Here is an 18,734-nt window from a genome sequence, read left to right as displayed (position 1 = left end):
ATTTAAATATTTATCTTGAAACATCAAAACGATTAGCAAATTAATTAAACCCGGATTTATCATTAGAAATTTCTCATGACCGACAATAGAAAAAATGGCTTGTAACTCATTGTTTTATATAAACTAATCTAATAATTTTTTGACCATAATTAATTCTATATGTAAGCAAATCTTATTTCTTAAAATGTCAATAACAAAATGTTATTTCAGGATTTATACGATTTGGTTTTTTCCTAATGACAAATTTGGGTTAAACTTGTTGATTATTAATTCAATTAAATCATAAACCTCTCTTCAGCGATTATGCTCATCATTAAATTGAAATTACTCCCTCTTTTGCATAAATTTGTTGTGGTTAGTTAATTGACCGATGATTATGTCAAAATTAATGCTCCATCAAATTACAAATTCCGATAACACCAGAAAGGTAACCTGTGAAACAAGAAATTTTTGATATCATTAAAGAAGTTCCAAAAGTTCTTTTGCACGACCATCTCGATGGCGGATTACGCTCGCAAACTGTGATTGATCTTGCAAAAGAAATGAAATACACAAAACTTCCAACCACCGATGCCGGAGAACTAGCTGAGTGGTTTCACCGCGGTGCAAATAAAGGCAACTTAGTTGAATTTTTACAGGGTTTCGCTCACACCTGCGGTGTTATGCAAACAAAAGAAGCTCTCGAACGCGTTGCATTCGAAATGATGGAAGACATGCATAATGATGGCGTAGTATATATTGAAACAAGATTTTCCCCAATATTTCATACAAACAAAGGTTTGCATTGGGAAGAAGTTGTGCAAGCAGTATTAAATGGATTGGAACGCGGCAGACAAACTTTTGGCGTACAGTATGGCTTAATAATTTGTGCAATGCGGAATATGAAACTTTCTCTCGAAATGGCAGAACTCGCTGTGGATTTTCGCGATAAAGGAGTGGTTGGATTTGATCTCGCAGGTGAAGAAGGGGGGTATCCTCCGAAGAAACACATAGAAGCTTTTCAATATATTCAAAGAGAAAATTTCAATATAACGATTCACGCTGGTGAAGCTTTCGGAAAAGAATCGATTTGGCAGGCGCTTCAATGGTGCGGCGCACATCGAATTGGCCACGCAACAAGATTAATTGAAGATATGGTAATTAAAGATGGGCAATTGATCTCAATGGGAAATTTAGCTCAATACGTTCTCGACAAAAGAATTCCTCTTGAGATATGTTTACTGAGCAATGTGCACACAGGTGCAGTGAAAAGTCTTGAACTGCATCCATTTGGCATTTATTATAAATACAAATTCCGTGTTTGTCTAAATACCGATGACAGATTAATGAGCGATCATACACTCACAAAAGAATTCAAAATCGCTGCCGATGTTTTTGGAATTGGACTCGACGATATGGAAAAGCTGACTATTAATGCAATGAAAAGCGCATTCATTCCATATAAAGATAGAATTAAGATAATTTACGATGTTATAAAACCTGGTTATCAAAAAACCAGAGAAAAGCTGCTTTCATTTAAATAATTAGGAGACCATGAAACCATTATTCAAGAATTATAATTTTGAATTTAATTCAACTGAAAAAAAATTATTGTCCACATTAGTGAAACAAATCCTCAAGCAAATTGAGGGAGACTCTAGATATTCCAGCGAGATCAGAATTTACCAAAGCTTATCGGAGAAGTTTTCTTCATCGCAAGAAGTCGTAAAATTAACAAAGGAAGAGTCAAAGAGAATTGAGACTCAACTGACTGAAAACTTAAAGCAATACAAAGATGCAATAAAAAAATCTTGGTTCTTCAAAAAATGGATGTACAAATCGCTGATAAATCAATATGAAGGTTTGTTAAATAATCATTTCAAGAAAAGATAAAATATGAATGAAAAGATAATTAGAGCTCCGAGAGGAACGAATCTTAACACAAAGGGCTGGATTCAAGAAGCAGCCCTAAGAATGTTAATGAACAATCTCGATCTTGATGTTGCAGAAAATCCAGCAGAATTAATCGTCTATGGCGGAATTGGTAAAGCTGCAAGAAATTGGGAATGCTTCGATGCAATCGTAAAATCATTGAAAGAACTTGAAGCCGATGAAACATTATTAATTCAATCTGGAAAACCAGTAGCGGTTTTCAAAACGCATTCAAACGCGCCGCGAGTGATCATCTCAAATTCTATGCTCGTTCCGCATTGGGCAACTTGGGATGAATTCCGAAAGCTCGAAACTCTCGGTTTGATTATGTACGGACAGATGACTGCTGGAAGCTGGATTTACATTGGAACGCAGGGAATTCTTCAGGGAACTTATGAAACGTTTGCTGCTTGCGCAGACAAGTATTTCAACGGTTCACTTGCTGGAAAATTTTTGCTTACTGCCGGACTCGGAGGTATGGGGGGTGCACAACCTCTTGCAGCAAAAATGAATGGTGCAGCTTTTCTTGGTATCGAAGTTGACAAATCAAGAATAGAAAAGAGACTCAAAACCGGCTACCTCGATATTATGACTGACAATCTTGAAGAAGCATTGAATAAAATCTCAAATGCGAAAGAGAAAAAAGAAGGATTCTCAATCGGCCTGCTCGGCAATGCAGCAGAAATCCTTCCAAAAATTCTTGAGATGAAAATCATTCCGGATATATTGACAGACCAAACATCAGCACATGATACTTTAAATGGTTATGTGCCGGCTGGGATGAGTTATGAACAAGCCCTTTCACTTCGCAAATCTGATCCGGAAAAATATATCAAGCTTTCGAAGAAATCGATTGTCATTCACTTAAATGCAATGCTCGAATTTCAAAAACTTGGCAGCATTACATTTGATTACGGTAATAACATCCGCGGAGAAGCTTTTGCCAATGGAGTGAAAAATGCGTTTGATATTCCGGGTTTTGTACCTGAATATATTCGTCCGCTATTCTGTGATGGTAAAGGTCCTTTCAGATGGGCGGCACTTTCAGGTGAAGCTGAAGATATATTTATAACCGATAAAGCCATAATCGAAACATTTCCTAAAAACAAATCTCTAATTCGCTGGATTGAATTGGCGCAGAAACATGTTCACTTTCAAGGATTGCCTGCACGAATTTGCTGGCTCGGATACGGCGAGCGTGCAAAGATGGGAAAAATATTTAATCAACTTGTTAAAGAGAAAAAAGTAAAAGCTCCAATTGTAATCGGGCGCGATCATTTAGACTGCGGCTCCGTTGCTTCGCCAAACCGCGAAACGGAAGCGATGAAAGACGGAAGTGATGCAATAGCAGATTGGCCTATACTGAATGCATTGCTAAACGCTATCGGAGGTGCAAGCTGGGTTTCTGTACATCACGGCGGCGGTGTTGGAATAGGTTATTCCATCCACGCAGGTATGGTCGTAGTAGCAGACGGCACCGATGAAGCTGAACAAAGACTTGAGAGAGTTTTAACTTATGATCCCGGAATGGGAATCGTCCGTCATTCCGATGCTGGATATGAGCGAGCAATTCAAAATGCAATAGAACATAAAATTAATATTCCAATGTTAAAGAAAAATTTTAATCAATAATTTGGAGAGGAGAAAAAAATGAAAGTAATAGTTGCGGATAAATTTCCAGATATCTACATCAACCAAATGAAAGATTTAAAGCTTGATGTGGTTTACAATCCCAAACTCGGGGAAAACGATTTACCCGAAGCAGCAAAAGATGCTGATGCAATCGTTGTGAGATCGACAATTGTAAACGAAAAAACAATTACCGATGGAAGTAATTTGAAATTGATAATTCGAGCAGGTTCGGGTGTAAATAATATTAATGTTAAAGCTGCAAGTGCAAAAGGCATTCCTGTAACGAATTGTCCGGGCAAGAATTCAATCGCTGTAGCCGAGCTTGCAATGGGAATGATAGTTGCACTCGACAGAAAAATACCAGATAATGTTAAAGACTTCAACTCAAGCATTTGGAACAAAGCGAAATTTTCAAAAGCTGAAGGAATTTTCGGAAAAACGCTTGGCATTATCGGAGTCGGAAATATTGGGAAGGAAATTGCAAAACGTGCACATGCATTCGGAATGAAAGTTATCGGTTACGATGTAATTAAGAGTGAAGGTATTGGAGTCGAATATTATGATGACGTTGAAAAGTTAATTTCCGAATCAGATGTTATCACTCTTCACGTTCCGGCAAATCCTCAAACCAAAGGAATGTTCAACGATAAGCTGTTCGGATTAATGAAAAAAAATGCGATGTTGATCAACACATCCAGGTCAGATGTAATCGATGAAGATGCTTTAATCAAAGCAGTGAAAGAAAAAGGAATTACAGCCGCAGTCGACGTATTCAAAGGAGAGCCAGAAGGAAAAGATGGTGCTGTCAGCTCTAAACTCCAAAATGTAGACGGCATTTATGTTACTCACCATATTGGTGCATCGACAGAGCAAGCGCAAAACGCCGTAGCCGAAGAAACTGTGAGAATAATCTCAGAGTTTCAAAAGACAGGTCAAGCGATTAATCGAGTGAATTGAAAAATCGAATTGCCAATTCCTTTAAAATAAAAAAGGTCAGTATAAGCTGACCTTTTTTTGTTTCCAAATTACGGTTTCTATTTGCTTTTAATTCTCGCAGCTTTTCCTGAAAGATTTCTCAAGTAATAAAGTTTAGCTCTGCGGACTCTTCCTTCACGAACTAAATCTATTTTAGCGATCTTCGGCGAGTGGAACGGAAAAATTCTCTCCACTCCAACTCCATCGGAAATCTTTCGGACAGTGAATGTTTTATCTATTCCGGCACCTCGAATTGAAATTACATCCCCTTCGAACTGCTGGATTCGTTCTTTATCCCCTTCAATTACTTTGAAGTGAATATTTACACGATCACCGGCTCTAAATTTTGGAAAATCGTTTCTCAATTGTAACGACTGTGCATGTTGCAGCTTATTCATTTTATCATCTCCATTTTCTTAATTTTTCAACTCTCTGAGGAAATCTTATCTTTCCAATCTTTAATTTTGGAATGATCTCCTTCTAATAAAATCTGAGGGACTTTAAGTCCTTCGAATTCGCGTGGTCTGGTATAAATCGGCGGTTCGATGTAATCTTCATCGATGAAAGTGTCAGTTAATGCAGATTCACCGTCACCGAGTGCGCCCGGGATCAATCTGACTATTGCATCGACAATCGCAAGTGCAGGCAGTTCGCCACCGCTTAAAACGAATCTGCCAATGGAAATTTCTTCTGCACCGGTTAATTCAGTCACGCGTTGATCAATACCTTTGTAATGACCACAAATAAAAATCAAATTTTCAAATAAGGAAAACTTTTTCGCCATTGATTGATCGAATAATTTTCCTTTCGCAGAAGTGATGATAACGGCATCATAACTTCTTTCGCTTTTTAATTTCTCCACACATCGGAAGATCGGTTCCGGTTTCAGCACCATTCCGCTTCCGCCTCCGAATGGTTTATCATCAATTTGACGATATTTACCTTCGCCGTAATTGTGCAGATTATGAATCACAATTTCAACTAAATCTTTTTCCCGTGCACGCTTTACAATACTGTGACTTATTGGGCTTTCCAAAATTTGCGGCACTGCAGAAATTAAATCTATTCTCACCTAATCAAACATCCCTTCTGTATTTTTTAATTTCATAAATCCAGATTCTATATTCATCTCTTCAATGAAATCTTTTACAGCAGGAATTAAAAACTTCTTTCCAGAATTATCAATTAATTCATACACATCATTTGAGCGAAGATTGAATACGTCTGTTATGACTCCGAGAATTTCACCTGATTCACTTAATACTTTCACACCAATAAGTTCATGGATGTAAAATGAATCAGACTCAAGTTTTTTCAGACTGCCTTCTTCAATAACAATATCTTTTCCCACAAGCATCTCAGCTTGGGTCAAATCATTCACATTTTCAAATTTGAGATAGAAAATTCCTTTTCGCTCAAATGAATTATCAATTCTAAATTTCTCGAAAGAATCATTTTCAATCTTCACACACAAAATTTCACTCTTATTAAACCGTGCAGAGAAATCCGTGAACGGTTTAATTTTCAGCATCCCTTTCAGACCGTGGGTGCCGATGATTCTACCAATTAAGATCATCCTTATTTATTTCGATAGCTAACTATCGAATAGGGAATATTTCAATCCTGAATTTCGAGGATTGCTTTTTTCCCCTCTTTGGCAGCAACCGCAGTCAAAAGAACTCGCATTGCTTGGGCAGTTTTGCCCTGTTTACCAATAACTTTACCAACATCTTCCTGACTTACCTTGAGGGAGAAGACAAGTTTGTTTTCCGCTGGTTGAGTTTCCTCAACGGTGACCCCTTCTGGTTTATCAACAAGCTGTTTTACAATATATTCGATGAATTCTTTCATATTTCCCTCCGGAAATTGGGGTGCTTAGTATTTATGTGCCAAGCGCAGATTCCACCGAAAATTTCTACTAATTTTCGGCAGGAGTTTCTGCCGGTTTTTCTTCAGAAGCTGCACCTTTTGCTTCTGCCGCACTGGATTTCTTTTTTGAGCCTTTCTTCGCTATTTGCTTCTCAAGCGATCTCTTCTGCTTATCTTGTTGCAGCATTTTGAACTTTTCTAATTCTTGTTCAATTTTCTCAGGAGAAGCTTTTTTCTTCATCAAATCATATCGAAGAATAATTCCTTCACGACTTAATAGATTCTTAACCGTATCAGTTGGCTGTGCACCAACTCCCAACCAGTAGAGAGCTCTATCTTCTGAAACAATTAATTCAGAAGGATTCATTCTAGGATTATATCTTCCAATAGCTTCAATAAACTTACCATCGCGCGGTGAACGGGAATCTGCAGCAACGATTTTATAAATTGGCTGTTTTTTCTTTCCCATTCTCTGCAATCTTAACTTTACTGCCAAATGTTTTTCCTCCAAATAATTTTCTAATTGTACTGAAATTTAATACCTTTAAAAGCATTTTTCATGCCCATTGTAGAAACACGTTTCATCATCTTTTGCATTTCTTCAAATTGTTTAATCAATTTATTCACATCCTGAATCGTACTTCCGCTTCCTTTAGCAATTCTTTTTCGCCGACTGCCATTTAAAACACGAGGATTTTTTCTTTCCTCTTTAGTCATTGAGTTAATAATTGCTTCGATCTTTACGAATGCTTTTTCATCTATCTCAACATTTTTCAAATTCGAACCAATGCCAGGGATCATTCCAAGCAACTGGGAAATCGATCCCATGCGTTTTATTTGTTTAATTTGTTCTTTAAAATCTTCAAAATCAAATTTGTTTGACTTTATTTTTTCTTCAATTTTAAAAGCTTCTCTCTCATCAAATACGTCTTGAGCTTTTTCAACAAAACTTACGATATCGCCTTTACCAAGAATTCTTGATGCAAGTCTATCAGGATGAAAAACTTCGATGGAATCAAGCTTCTCCCCAAGACTTACGAATTTAATTGGTTTCTGCACAACGGCACGAATCGAAAGAGCACATCCACCTTTCGTATCGCCATCGAGTTTAGTTAGTACAACTCCATCAAAATCAATTTTCTCATTGAAAGCTTTAGCTGTGTTCACTGCATCTTGTCCAGTCATCGAATCTACAATAAAATAAGTCTCAGTTGGTGAAATTGCCTTTTTAATTTCAGCAATTTCTTCCATCATTTTCTCATCAATGTGCATTCTTCCGGCTGTATCAACAATCACTATATTATGATTATTTTTCTTGGCATAATTTATTGCATCACTCGCAATCTTGACCGGATCACTTTCTCCTTCGAATACATTTACTTTAAGTTGTTCGCCAAGTGTCTTGAGCTGCTGAACTGCAGCAGGGCGATAAATATCACAAGCTACCAGAAGCGGCTTTGAGTTAGATTTTTTTAGATAATCTGCAAGTTTGGCTGAAAAAGTTGTCTTCCCTGATCCTTGTAAACCGGAAATTAAATAAATTGACGGTGGCTGCTTGGATAAAACTATACTTTCAGTCTTGCTGCCAAGAAGTTCAATTAGCTCATCATTAATAATTTTTATTATTAATTGACCAGGAGTAATTGAATTTAAGACTTCTTTTCCAAGTGATTTTTGCTCCACTTTTTCAATAAAATCCTTAGCGACTCGAAAATTAACATCAGCATCAAGCAAAATTCGACGTACTTCACGGAGCGTGTCAGAAATATTCTTTTCCGTCAATTTCCCCTGTCCGCGAATTAGCTTGAAGGTCTTTTCTAATTTATATGTTAAATCTTCGAACATATTTTTTCATTTTAGCTGTCAAAGTTAGCAAATCTAAGTAAAAGTATCAAAAACTTATTTTAATTTTAAGCCCTAAAATTGGAGACCTATAAAAAATAAACTTAAAAGAAGATTTTACGCCGATTCCTTCAGCGCATCAGCTCCGGCAACTATTTCAAGTAGTTCTTTTGTGATAGAGGCTTGTCTCGCGCGATTGTACGAAAGACTCAGCAATCGGATAAGTTCTTTTGCGTTTTCAGTTGCATTATCCATAGCCGTCATTCTTGCACCATGTTCAGATGCGTTAGACTCAAGTAACACACGCCACATCAAAATATTCAAATGTTGAGGGAGAATTTTCGTAAGAATCTCTTCCTTGCTTGGTTCATAAATAAAATCGACATACTCATTATATTTGCTCTCTTTTTCATTTTTCTCGGCCTGATGAGTCTCAGGAATGGGAAGAATTTGTTCAACTTTAATTTTTTGACTGATGATGGATTTAAATTCATTATAAATAACGTAGACTTTATCAGTCGTTCCATTCAAGAAAGAGTTCGTAACTTTTTGGATTATTTCCTTTGCTGACGAAAATTGAAGATCTGAAAAGATCCCTAAATACTTTTCTTTTACCTGGTAATTTCGCTTGGAGAAAAAATCACTTCCTTTTTTGCCGATACACATTAAATTAAGATTGCCGGACTCGCGATACGAACTGAATTCAGTTTGTATTAACTCGGCAGCACTTCGTATTAGGTTCGAATTAAAAGAGCCGCATAATCCTCTATCAGAGGTAACGATAATCAGAGTAACGTTCTTGGTTTCTCTTTCCATCAACAGGGGGCTGATAGACTTATCAATTTTTCCTGGTAGTGAATGAAGCAAATCTGCCATTTTATTGGAATAAGGCCGAATGTTCAAAATAGCCTCTTGAGCTTTTCGAAGCTTCGCAGCAGCAACCATCTTCATTGCTTTTGTGATTTGTTGAGTGCTTTTTACACCCGTGATTCTTCTGCGTATTTCACGTAGAGTTGCCATTAATTGCTTTTCTTAAATGAATTTAAAAATTCATCTCCAATTTTCTTGAGCTTCTCGATAATTGCTTGATTCAATTCTTTCTTTTCAGCAATTTCCAGCATAATGTCTTTATGTTTTACATCGAAAATTTCAAGAATTTCTGATTCAAATTTTTGTACATCATTAACTGCGAGTTGATCTAAATAACCATTAGTCCCATAAAAGATTGAAACAATCTGTTTTTCGACGGACATTGGTTTGTATTGTCCTTGTTTTAGTAATTCAACGAGTCGTTGACCTCTTCTGAGCTGCCTCTGAGTTGCGGCATCAAGGTCGGAACCAAATTTAGCAAATGCTTCAAGTTCTCGATATTGTGCGAGATCAAGCCGAAGCGTACCAGCAACTTTTTTCATTGCCTTAATTTGTGCATTTCCTCCTACCCGAGAGACTGAAATACCAACGTTGATAGCCGGACGAACACCAGCATTAAACAAATTCGGCTCAAGATAAATCTGACCATCAGTAATCGATATAACATTTGTCGGAATATATGCGGAAACATCTCCAGCTTGAGTCTCAATTACTGGTAGAGCTGTTAAACTTCCTCCACCTAAATCGTCACTCAATTTAGAAGCTCTCTCCAATAAACGAGAATGGAGGTAAAAAATATCACCTGGGTAAGCTTCGCGTCCAGGAGGGCGTCGAAGCAATAGCGAAACTTGACGATAAGCCTGTGCATGTTTTGAGAGATCATCATAGATAACTAAAGAATGTCTTCCACTATCTCTGAAGAATTCACCAACAGTTGCACCTGAATAAGGAGCAATGAATTGCATTGGGGCTGTATCTGAAGCAGCTGCTAAAATTACAGTTGTATATTCCATTGCACCAGCTTCTTCAAGTTTTGCGACTACTTGCGAGACTGACGAACCTTTTTGTCCAATTGCAACATAAATACAATAAACAGGCTTAACTCCCTGCTTTTTAGCTTCTTCGGTGTGGGTATACTTCTGATTGATAATCGTATCAAGTGCAATGGCAGTTTTACCAGTTTGTCGATCGCCGATTATTAATTCTCTTTGACCTCTTCCGATTGGAATCATACCATCAATGGCTTTAAGACCTGTTTGAAGCGGTTCTTTAACCGGTTGACGGAAAATTACACCAAGTGCTTTTCTTTCTATTGGAAGGAATTTATCCGTTTTAATTGAACCTTTACCATCGAGAGGCTGGCAAAGTGGATTTACAACTCTTCCTAAAAGTTGATCTCCAACCGGAATCGAAGCAACTCTCTTTGTTCTTTTAACAATATCGCCTTCTTTTACGAGTGTATCTTCACCAAATAATATTGCACCAACGTTATCTTCTTCAAGATTAAGCACCATTCCGAAAACACCATTTGGGAATTCAACTAACTCGCTTGCCATGACTTTTGACAAGCCGTAAATACGCGCAATACCATCGCCGACTTCTAATACCGTACCGACATCATAAACATCAACTTCTTTCTCGAATCCTGAAAGTTCTTTTCTTAAAATCGAAGAAACTTCATCTGGTCTTACTTCTGCCATTTTTAACCTTTTCTAAATTCTTTTTTCGTTCAGTTTAATTCTTCTGAGCCATGAAGGAATTTACTTTTTAATAAATCCAATTGATGTCGAAGACTTGCATCTAAAACAGTATCACCCAATTGAACTACAAATCCACCCTTCAACGAAGAATCTAATGAAAAATTAATTTTTACTTTTTTATTAGTGTAACTTTCTAACTGCTTTGTTAGGTCTTCTGATTGATTCTTGTCAAATTTAGCTGCACTTCTTACTGCTACATTGATTATTCCAAGATGCTTATCTCTTAGTTCGAAAAAGTGATCGATAATCTCCAGAATCAAAGGAGTTCTATTCCTGTCAATTACTAAATTCAAAAACTTCATCGTGAGATTCGAAACTTTGCCACTGAATATTTTTGTTAAAATATCCTTCTTTTTTTGCGATTTTAAGATTGGGCTTTGTAAAAAAAGTGTTAGTTCTCTTGAATCTTTAATTGATTTTTTTATAAGCTCAAGTTCTCTATTGACATCGTTTAAGGATTTTTCTTGGATTGAAAGCTCGAGCAAAGCTGTGGCGTATCTATTCGTAATTTTGAAACTACTCAAAACTTATTGCCTCGGTAAAGTGCTGATAAATTTGTCAATAAGTGATCTGTGTTTCTTATCATCGAGTTTTTCATCAATCAATTTTTCTGTTGCTTGAATTGCCAAATCTGCAACTACCTCTCTAAGTTCATTGAGAGCTTCATCTTTCTTCCGATCGATTTCAATTTTCGTTTGATCTAACAATTTCTTCGCATCTTCATTGGCCTTATCAAGAATTTCAGCTTTGAGCTTACTGGAAAATTCCCTTCCTTCATCAATGATCTTTTTTGCTTGTTCTTCAGCCGCAGCTAAATTTTTCTTATTTTCTTCAAGTAGTTTTTCTGCTTCAAGTTTTGCTTGTTCCGATTTTTCGAGAGCAGTTCGAATTGAATCTTCACGCTGTTTAAGGGCTTCAAGCATGGGTTTCCAAGCTGTTCTTTTTAATATCAATAAAAGAAGAATGAAAGTAACAACTGTCCAAAAAATCAAACCTGGATTAACATCAAGCAATCCGCCTTTTTCTCCACCAGCAAGCAGAAAAAACTTAAAAGAAAATATTAACAATTCCATTTCAAAAACCTGTTAGTTTATTTAAGCGCGAGCAGAATACAAATAACCAATGCAAACAACGATACACCTTCAATAAGTGCTGCTGCGATAATCATTGATGTTCTTATATCGCCAAGTGCTTCCGGTTGACGACTGCTTGCGTCCATTGCTGAACTAGCCAATTTGCCGATACCGAATCCAGCTCCAATCACTGTCAATGCAGCACCGATTCCTGCTGCCAAGTATGCAAATCCTAATGATTCCATTTATTTATCCTTTATATTTAATTAATGTTCTTGATGAATTGCCATCCCGATAAAGAGAGATGAAAGCATTGTAAAAATATAAGCTTGAATTAATGCGACTAACAATTCAAGCAAGTATATAAAAAGTGCAAAAAGAATTGACACCGGTGAAATAAATGGTGTCTTCAATATAAAAATCAAACCGATTAACGCCATAATCACTACATGCCCGGCTGTCATATTAGCAAAAAGTCGGATCATGAGTGCAAATGGTTTTGTGAATAGACCTAAAACTTCAACCACAAACATTATAGGTAAAAGAAAAACAGGAACTCCATGCGGAATTAATCCCTTAACGTATCCCATTACACCATTCTTTTTCATGCCTGCAAATTGCGTTACGATAAAACTAATCGCCGCTAGTGATGCCGTTACGGAAATATTTGAAGTCGCGGTTGATCCATAGGGAAGTAACCCAAGAAAATTGCAGGTCAGAATGAAAAAGAAAATTGTACCAAGGAAAGGTAAAAACTTATTTGTATATGCCGTACCGACTGTTGGAGCAACAATTTCATCACGAATGAAAGTAACCAACACTTCCATAACATTCGCAAGACCTTTGGGAACAAGCGATTTCTTATAGCTTGAAGCTGCAAGACGAAAAAGTAAGAAAACAATTAAAGCTCCCAACCAAACAAAAACAACATGTTTTGTTATTGAAAGATTTAAATCTACTCCAAGAAGATTCAGATGAATTGCAGGCAATGTTATAGAGAAAAACGGTTCAAAATCGAGTACATTGCTGTCAACAATGTGATCGATAATCCAACTGCTGCTATTATCAGAGGTTTGAGCTAAAGTATCAGTAATTACCTTGGTAGTATCCATTAATTAATTCGTTTTTGGCGTGAAATTACATATTGTAACTCCACAACTAGATTTATCACGTAAAAAATGAGTAGCGAAAATAACAAACTTATCTTATTAATGCTAATATTTTTTAACAGAAAAAATATTAGGATTAGCAATAAAAACATCCGAATCATCATACCGCCAAAATAATACTTTAAGAATGCTTCGTTGGACTTTGAAACTGAATATTCAAAAGATAAAAATCCTATTATTACATAAATCAATATCAGAAGATAACCAGTTATTACACCAGTAAATGCTTCATAATTATTTGTAATTGATACAAACAGCAACCCGATTCCTAGAATGGGAAGATTAATTAATAAATGCCTTCCAATAAAAGACTTCCTAATTATTCCCATTTTTTTTCTTTTCATTCAATCTGAGGACTTGTCGGATAAAATTATAGATTGCGGCAAATGAACCTAGAAGTGAAAAAATTAAAATAAATGCCGGACTTGAATTTAAATAGTCATCTAGGTACTTCCCCAAAAAAACCATGATGACGACAGTTGCAGCCATTTGAGCTCCAAGCCCAAGATAAGGGCCTGACTTTGCGAATCCTTCGATGAACTTGCGTTGTTCGTCCTTGACTTTTTTAGGATTTAACAATCTCTAAGACTCGGGTTGAATTTTAGAACCGGAAGACATAATACATTTTCCGTTTATCTCTGCGCCTTCTTCAACAATTAATGCTTTTGTAGTAATGTCGCCAGTAATTTTTGATTTTTTTTCAATGACAAGTTTATCCTCAATCATGATTTTGCCTTGCACAGTTCCATTGCAGGTGAAATTGTTGGATGTAATGTTCCCTCTAACGGTTGCAGTTTCACCTAAAAATAAATTACCGCGTACGTTCACATCTCCCTCGACTTGCCCCTCAATGCGGAAATTTCCTTGAGCAGAAATATTCCCTTTGATTTGAACATTGTTTGAAAGAATTGAAAGCTCATCACTGAATTTTTCTCTATTTTTCATATAAATCTACACAAATGGTTTTTGGATCAATTGGTTTATTATTTTTCCACACTTCAAAATGAAGATGCGGTGCTGTTGTTAGTTTTCCTGTATTGCCAGACAAAGCTATAACATCTCCTTGAAAAACTTTCTCCCGCTCTTTTTTTAATAGGACTGATAAATGTTGATAGATAGTTATATAACCAGAGGAATGGGCTACAATAATTTTATAACCATCGTTAATTGTATAATCAGAAAAAATTACTACGCCGGAACCGGCAGTTCGAACCTGAGTTCCGGTTCGCACTGCAAAATCAATTCCATAGTGGGCATTTTTAGGATAAAATTTTTGCGTTATCACACCAACTACAGGCGAAATGAAACTTAGGGTATATTGATTGAACTGTTTTTGATTTTGAATCGAATTTGAATCTGAGACCTGTGAAAAAAGGTTCAATAAACGTTTAAATGCAATAAACAAATTATTAGACAATGGTTTTGACATAAGTCGGATGGAATCTCTTCTCATCCTTTCTTTCACATAATTTGAGTCAAGCTCGCGTTCGTCCATGGGGATTGGTTTACCTTCAAGAATCAGCTGCAGTCTTTCGTTGTTTCTTTTCACCCGCTCAAATTCCTTTGAAATCGTTAACATTTTTTCTTTGATCTCAGAAATTTGATTCATCTCCTCTTTAGAGATTATTTCAAATCCCGGCAGGTAATCCATAATCGGAGTGAAAGCCAAAAATGAAAGTAAAATGGAATTTGAAATAATCATCAATCCAAAAATAATTAGCAGAGCACGAGTTAAACTTGTTCTCAAAATTTTATCAGTGCTCCTACCATCTTTCGGAATAAGGAGTAAATCGTACCTTTTCTTGAAAATAACTTTTAGATTTTTAAACATCTTATTTCAATATATCAAACTTCAAAAAATTATTCTATAAAGATATTATTTCGTTTTGAAGCATTTTTTTGACTTGTTCAAAAACAAGTTCGGGTTTCAACTCTCTCATGCACCGAAAATGATTTTCGGGACAAGTAATAAATCCATGTATCCCGCATGGCTTGCAGTATAATTCATCAATTTGTATCACCGAATCAAACGAACGGTAAGGATAAAATCCAAATCCTGGTATCGTTGAACCGTAGATCGTCAGCACTGGACAGGTCGTAAACATTGCCATGTGAGTTGGAGCACTATCATTGCTTATCAGTAAATTACATTTTCCAATCACATCTATGGATTCTCGAATGCTTAATTGACCAGTCAAATTTAACACACATTCGCTGGAAGAAATACTCTCCACAATTTTATTTGAATCACTTAAATCTTTTTTCCCGCCAATTATTAATACTTTTATTTCTGATTTAATTAACAATTCGATTAGTTTTATAAAATAATCTTGAGGATATCTTTTTGTGTACCACTCTGAAAATGGAGCAATACAAACGATTTGTTGTTTAGAATTATTCCACGATATTAACTTCTTGTGCAATTCCGCAGCAGACGGTTTGATAGGAATTAATTGCTCCCACTCCTGAACTTTTCTGAACTCCGAAATTAGGGAAATATTTCTTTCCACTTCATGTACATTTTTTTGATATTTGACTTTATCGGAATATAAAATTGAGAAACTCGCAGTATCAAATCCAATCCGTTTGGGTATTCCACTAAAGAAAGAAATTAGACTGCTACGGTAAGAACGATGCGGCGAAATCAGTAAATCATATTTTTTCTTTCGGATGGCTTTAATAAGATTGAATGTATTTCTCAATCCGTTTTTCTTTTTATCAAAGATGATCACACGATTAAGATCGCAAGAAATTTCACTTACCTCGGCTGCATCCGGTCTAACTATTAAATCAATTTCCGAGTCTGAAAATATTTTCCGTAAATGATGAATCAACGGGAGAGTTAGCAGTACATCGCCCAAGAAAGCGGTCTGTAAAATTAAGATTTTAGTTTGCTTTTTAATCAATGTTTCCATCTATCATGGAACCAAAGCCATTGCTCGGGATTCTTTCTAATTATCAATTCCAATTGCCGAATATATTCTTTGGTTATAGATTCAATTTTTTGATCTTCAGATAAATTATCCTCAATCTTTATCTCTTTCAAATCGACTTCATAACTGAAATCATTTTGCCGCACAGCAATTCCCAAGAGTATTGGTGCACCGGTTTTTACTGATAGAGTCGCGGGTCCAAAAAAAACAGAAGTTTCTCTCCCGAAAAAAGGAATTTTCAGTGAACCTTCCGCGGCTCGCTGGTCGGCCACTAGTGCAACTACATTTTTATTTAACAATTCTCGATAAATATCTTTCACAGATACACCCATTCGAACTACTTTATTTCCCCATTTACAACGCATGGTATTCATAAACTTATCAACCAAATTGTTCCGAAGCGGTTTCACAATTATTGAATAGGGGATTCCAATGGTAAGAGCAGTCGAAGCAGCAAGAATTTCCCAATTGCCGAAATGCGCCGATAAGAAGAGGAGTCCTTTATCTTTTCTCAGAGATTCACGAATTAATTCAGGCTTCTTTATTTTTACCATCGATTTCAATTCCTCCTGTTCTATTACTCGCATGTAGAATATTTCGATAAGAACGATAAAGAAATTGATATACGAACAGTATAAAATCTGATTCAGTTTTTTTTCTGTGTACTCTGGAAAAACTAATCGAAGATTTTTTATTGCTACACTTTTTCTAAGCGGAATAAAAAAGTAAAAAAAAGCTGCCAGCAGCGTTGCAAATTTTCTTGCAACCCCCAGAGAAAAACGAGTGAGAAGAAATGATAGTAGATTAAAAAGAAAAAACTCGATTTTATTCTGCATATTTACATGCAAAATAAAAAAACAATTTAGATGTACTCAAGAACTATTTCTTATCACCGAATCTTTTTAATTCTATTGAACCAATTCCCGTCTCTCATTTCACCTCGATGTGTAGAATGAAGTAGTTGCATTTGCGATATTCCAGTAATATCGCCGAAAACAAAAATTACTCCACCTTCGATGTGGTGATAAGACCATATCTCATATGGATATGCATCCATCTCACTCGGGAAACGATCGATCTCGCTTGGTTCGCCGTAAACTATGTATACACGCCCCCTATCACTCTTCCAGCCTTCAATGCGCGGTGTTGTAAATTGTTCGTTAGCACGTCTAATTCTATCGAAATATTCGATCTTTCGTTCATTTTTAGGCGACACTATATCTGGATCACGCTGTTTCCAAAACTTGAAGAGAAAGTTCTTTTTACCTTCAAGGTCTGCAATTTTATTCCATTGATCTAATTCTGCTGCTGAAGCAACATACCGAGACACCTCAAAAGTTGAATTCAGCTCTTCCTCGCTCATTACATTGAACTCACTTGAAAGAACATCTGCTTCAGCAAACTTTGACTCGAAATCCTCTTTCACTTGAGTATTGTAAATAAAAAATCTTTTTGATGAGACAATACCGTAACGAGAGATAGTATCTACAAGAGTCAACGCCAGTGTGTATGATCCGCTTGGATACTTCGCAAGATTTAATGCCCCTACATCGACTATGGAATTGAATTTTCGCGAAAGAAATTTTTCTTTCCTGCTCCTCTCCCTGCCTCGAAAATCATGAATCGAAATTATCAACTTCAGTGGATTTAAATTCTCACCCCGCTGAAGATTGTACAGCTCAGTATAATAAAATAGAGTTGGCAGACCCTCGCCGAAAATTGTACTTGGATTTGGAAACGTTTCGTATGAATTTTTGAAAAAGTAAGAATTTGTGTTCTCAGAATTCTCGATAATGTTACTGCAAAGCTGAATATCGCTTATAGAAAAATTCTCGTCAGAAAAATTTTGAACCTCAAGAGGAAAATCAATTACGTGATGATTTTTCTCATCGTTTAAATCATTAATCGAAAATTTCAGGTTATATTTTGCCGGTTCGAGCGAGAAGCCCACTAAACCAGTTAAAAATCTATTTAAACTTTGCTCAATATCACCTGTCAAGATATTATCAAATGAATAATTTCTCGAAGTAATTTTTTGAGCATTGTCTTCGGTGTTAATATCGATATTAATTTCAGCTTTCAAATGCGATTGACCTTCGATTTGTGAGAGCTTAAGCGCTCGCGCCGATATCGAGTAATAGATTTCTACATAAAGTGAATCCTCATTAAATTTAAATTTTGCATAATCAACAAAAACTGAGGAATTATTCAAAACTTGCGCATTTAATGAAATAGTTAAAAGAAGTGCAATACAAATTGTCTTAAATATTATTTTCATCTATTTTCCCTCGTTCTTTTTTCCAATTTTAATTTTCCTTAATTAAAATCTTCTAATTTGCTTCTGCGGTTGGATGATTGCAAATTTCAAGACTTTATCTCCTAATCCAGGTGAAGTTACTACTGCCAAATACATTCCTGAGGCAACCCGTAAGCCATGTTTATTAGTCAGATCCCAATTTACAAATGGTGATGATAGTGGAATTCTATCATCTGGAAGTGTACGTAATAATAACCCTGAGAGGGAATAAATTCTAATAGTAAAATCTTCAGGTAGGTTAGAGAATGTGACATAAGGTTCGTCATTCTTCGGATTATTCGGATCGGCATAATATCCTACTGCCGGATTATAGGCATACAATGGATTTGGGAAAACATTTACCTTGTCAAATAGACTCTTCTTATCTGCATCTGTGAGCTTTT

Annotated in this window: 23 protein-coding genes; 4 read left to right on the top strand and 19 right to left on the bottom strand. The window is 36.1% G+C overall.

The annotated features are described in order from the left end of the window. The first annotated feature begins 434 nt into the window (after positions 1 to 434). The 4 genes from FJ213_06265 to FJ213_06250 are packed head-to-tail and all read left to right on the top strand — an operon-like array spanning position 435 to position 4,500. Positions 435 to 1,523: an adenosine deaminase gene (locus FJ213_06265; GenBank protein MBM4175763.1), complete on the top strand. Its 1,089-nt coding sequence runs from the start codon at positions 435 to 437 to the stop codon at positions 1,521 to 1,523. A 10-nt stretch (positions 1,524 to 1,533) separates the two neighbouring features. Next, on the top strand, positions 1,534 to 1,872 hold the full coding sequence (locus FJ213_06260; protein ID MBM4175762.1) for a hypothetical protein: 339 nt from the start codon (positions 1,534 to 1,536) through the stop codon (positions 1,870 to 1,872). A gap of 3 nt (positions 1,873 to 1,875) precedes the next feature. Then, positions 1,876 to 3,543 (top strand): urocanate hydratase, encoded by a 1,668-nt coding sequence (hutU, locus tag FJ213_06255; protein ID MBM4175761.1) that lies wholly within the window; start codon positions 1,876 to 1,878, stop codon positions 3,541 to 3,543. An 18-nt stretch (positions 3,544 to 3,561) separates the two neighbouring features. Next, the gene (locus FJ213_06250) at positions 3,562 to 4,500 is read left to right on the top strand and encodes a phosphoglycerate dehydrogenase (protein ID MBM4175760.1); all 939 of its coding nucleotides are present in this window, start codon (positions 3,562 to 3,564) and stop codon (positions 4,498 to 4,500) included. A gap of 77 nt (positions 4,501 to 4,577) precedes the next feature. On the opposite strand, the gene FJ213_06245 is transcribed toward FJ213_06250, so the two are convergent. The 19 genes from FJ213_06245 to FJ213_06155 all read right to left on the bottom strand — a co-directional run bounded on the left by FJ213_06245 (position 4,578) and on the right by FJ213_06155 (position 18,312). Next, complete coding sequence (locus FJ213_06245; protein MBM4175759.1) at positions 4,578 to 4,916, bottom strand: 50S ribosomal protein L19; 339 nt, start codon at positions 4,914 to 4,916, stop codon at positions 4,578 to 4,580. Positions 4,917 to 4,942: 26 nt separating this feature from the next. After that, positions 4,943 to 5,590 (bottom strand): tRNA (guanosine(37)-N1)-methyltransferase TrmD, encoded by a 648-nt coding sequence (gene trmD / locus FJ213_06240; protein ID MBM4175758.1) that lies wholly within the window; start codon positions 5,588 to 5,590, stop codon positions 4,943 to 4,945. Next, entirely contained in the window at positions 5,591 to 6,094 is a 504-nt protein-coding gene (rimM, locus tag FJ213_06235) for a 16S rRNA processing protein RimM (GenBank protein MBM4175757.1), read from the bottom strand. A gap of 41 nt (positions 6,095 to 6,135) precedes the next feature. After that, positions 6,136 to 6,369: a KH domain-containing protein gene (locus tag FJ213_06230; protein MBM4175756.1), complete on the bottom strand. Its 234-nt coding sequence runs from the start codon at positions 6,367 to 6,369 to the stop codon at positions 6,136 to 6,138. Between the two features lie 67 nt (positions 6,370 to 6,436). Then, positions 6,437 to 6,883, bottom strand: a complete 447-nt coding sequence (gene rpsP / locus FJ213_06225; protein ID MBM4175755.1) for a 30S ribosomal protein S16 — start codon at positions 6,881 to 6,883, stop codon at positions 6,437 to 6,439. A 23-nt stretch (positions 6,884 to 6,906) separates the two neighbouring features. Then, on the bottom strand, positions 6,907 to 8,232 hold the full coding sequence (locus FJ213_06220; protein MBM4175754.1) for a signal recognition particle protein: 1,326 nt from the start codon (positions 8,230 to 8,232) through the stop codon (positions 6,907 to 6,909). A 114-nt stretch (positions 8,233 to 8,346) separates the two neighbouring features. Continuing rightward, complete coding sequence (gene atpG / locus FJ213_06215; GenBank protein ID MBM4175753.1) at positions 8,347 to 9,249, bottom strand: ATP synthase F1 subunit gamma; 903 nt, start codon at positions 9,247 to 9,249, stop codon at positions 8,347 to 8,349. Beyond that, the gene (locus tag FJ213_06210; GenBank protein MBM4175752.1) at positions 9,249 to 10,799 is read right to left on the bottom strand and encodes a F0F1 ATP synthase subunit alpha; all 1,551 of its coding nucleotides are present in this window, start codon (positions 10,797 to 10,799) and stop codon (positions 9,249 to 9,251) included. Before FJ213_06210 ends, atpG begins: the two co-directional genes overlap by 1 nt. Before the next feature lie 29 nt (positions 10,800 to 10,828). Next, the gene (locus FJ213_06205) at positions 10,829 to 11,383 is read right to left on the bottom strand and encodes a F0F1 ATP synthase subunit delta (GenBank protein ID MBM4175751.1); all 555 of its coding nucleotides are present in this window, start codon (positions 11,381 to 11,383) and stop codon (positions 10,829 to 10,831) included. A gap of 3 nt (positions 11,384 to 11,386) precedes the next feature. Then, positions 11,387 to 11,932 carry a F0F1 ATP synthase subunit B gene (gene atpF / locus FJ213_06200; protein MBM4175750.1) on the bottom strand — a complete coding sequence of 182 codons (546 nt, stop codon included), beginning with the start codon at positions 11,930 to 11,932 and terminating at the stop codon, positions 11,387 to 11,389. A gap of 17 nt (positions 11,933 to 11,949) precedes the next feature. Further along, a complete protein-coding gene (gene atpE / locus FJ213_06195; protein MBM4175749.1) occupies positions 11,950 to 12,177 on the bottom strand; it encodes an ATP synthase F0 subunit C in 228 nt (75 codons plus the stop codon). A 21-nt stretch (positions 12,178 to 12,198) separates the two neighbouring features. Beyond that, positions 12,199 to 13,044, bottom strand: coding sequence for a F0F1 ATP synthase subunit A (gene atpB / locus FJ213_06190; GenBank protein ID MBM4175748.1), 846 nt, complete (start codon positions 13,042 to 13,044; stop codon positions 12,199 to 12,201). After that, positions 13,044 to 13,445 carry a hypothetical protein gene (locus FJ213_06185; protein MBM4175747.1) on the bottom strand — a complete coding sequence of 134 codons (402 nt, stop codon included), beginning with the start codon at positions 13,443 to 13,445 and terminating at the stop codon, positions 13,044 to 13,046. The genes atpB and FJ213_06185 overlap by 1 nt, the downstream gene beginning before the upstream one ends. After that, positions 13,417 to 13,680, bottom strand: a complete 264-nt coding sequence (locus FJ213_06180; protein ID MBM4175746.1) for an AtpZ/AtpI family protein — start codon at positions 13,678 to 13,680, stop codon at positions 13,417 to 13,419. The genes FJ213_06185 and FJ213_06180 overlap by 29 nt, the downstream gene beginning before the upstream one ends. Before the next feature lie 3 nt (positions 13,681 to 13,683). Continuing rightward, on the bottom strand, positions 13,684 to 14,046 hold the full coding sequence (locus tag FJ213_06175; GenBank protein MBM4175745.1) for a polymer-forming cytoskeletal protein: 363 nt from the start codon (positions 14,044 to 14,046) through the stop codon (positions 13,684 to 13,686). After that, entirely contained in the window at positions 14,036 to 14,932 is an 897-nt protein-coding gene (locus FJ213_06170) for a M23 family metallopeptidase (protein ID MBM4175744.1), read from the bottom strand. Before FJ213_06170 ends, FJ213_06175 begins: the two co-directional genes overlap by 11 nt. 34 nt (positions 14,933 to 14,966) lie before the next feature. After that, positions 14,967 to 16,016, bottom strand: coding sequence for a lipopolysaccharide heptosyltransferase II (gene waaF / locus FJ213_06165; protein MBM4175743.1), 1,050 nt, complete (start codon positions 16,014 to 16,016; stop codon positions 14,967 to 14,969). Beyond that, on the bottom strand, positions 16,004 to 16,870 hold the full coding sequence (locus tag FJ213_06160) for a lysophospholipid acyltransferase family protein (protein MBM4175742.1): 867 nt from the start codon (positions 16,868 to 16,870) through the stop codon (positions 16,004 to 16,006). The genes waaF and FJ213_06160 overlap by 13 nt, the downstream gene beginning before the upstream one ends. A gap of 53 nt (positions 16,871 to 16,923) precedes the next feature. After that, on the bottom strand, positions 16,924 to 18,312 hold the full coding sequence (locus tag FJ213_06155; protein MBM4175741.1) for a GWxTD domain-containing protein: 1,389 nt from the start codon (positions 18,310 to 18,312) through the stop codon (positions 16,924 to 16,926). Positions 18,313 to 18,734: the final 422 nt, after the last annotated feature.

It is taken from the genome of Ignavibacteria bacterium (genome assembly GCA_016873845.1).
Taxonomy (GTDB): Bacteria; Bacteroidota; Ignavibacteria; order Ch128b; family Ch128b; genus JAHJVF01.
Note: the sequence above shows the minus strand (reverse complement) of the source record. Positions and strands in the feature narration are given on the sequence as shown.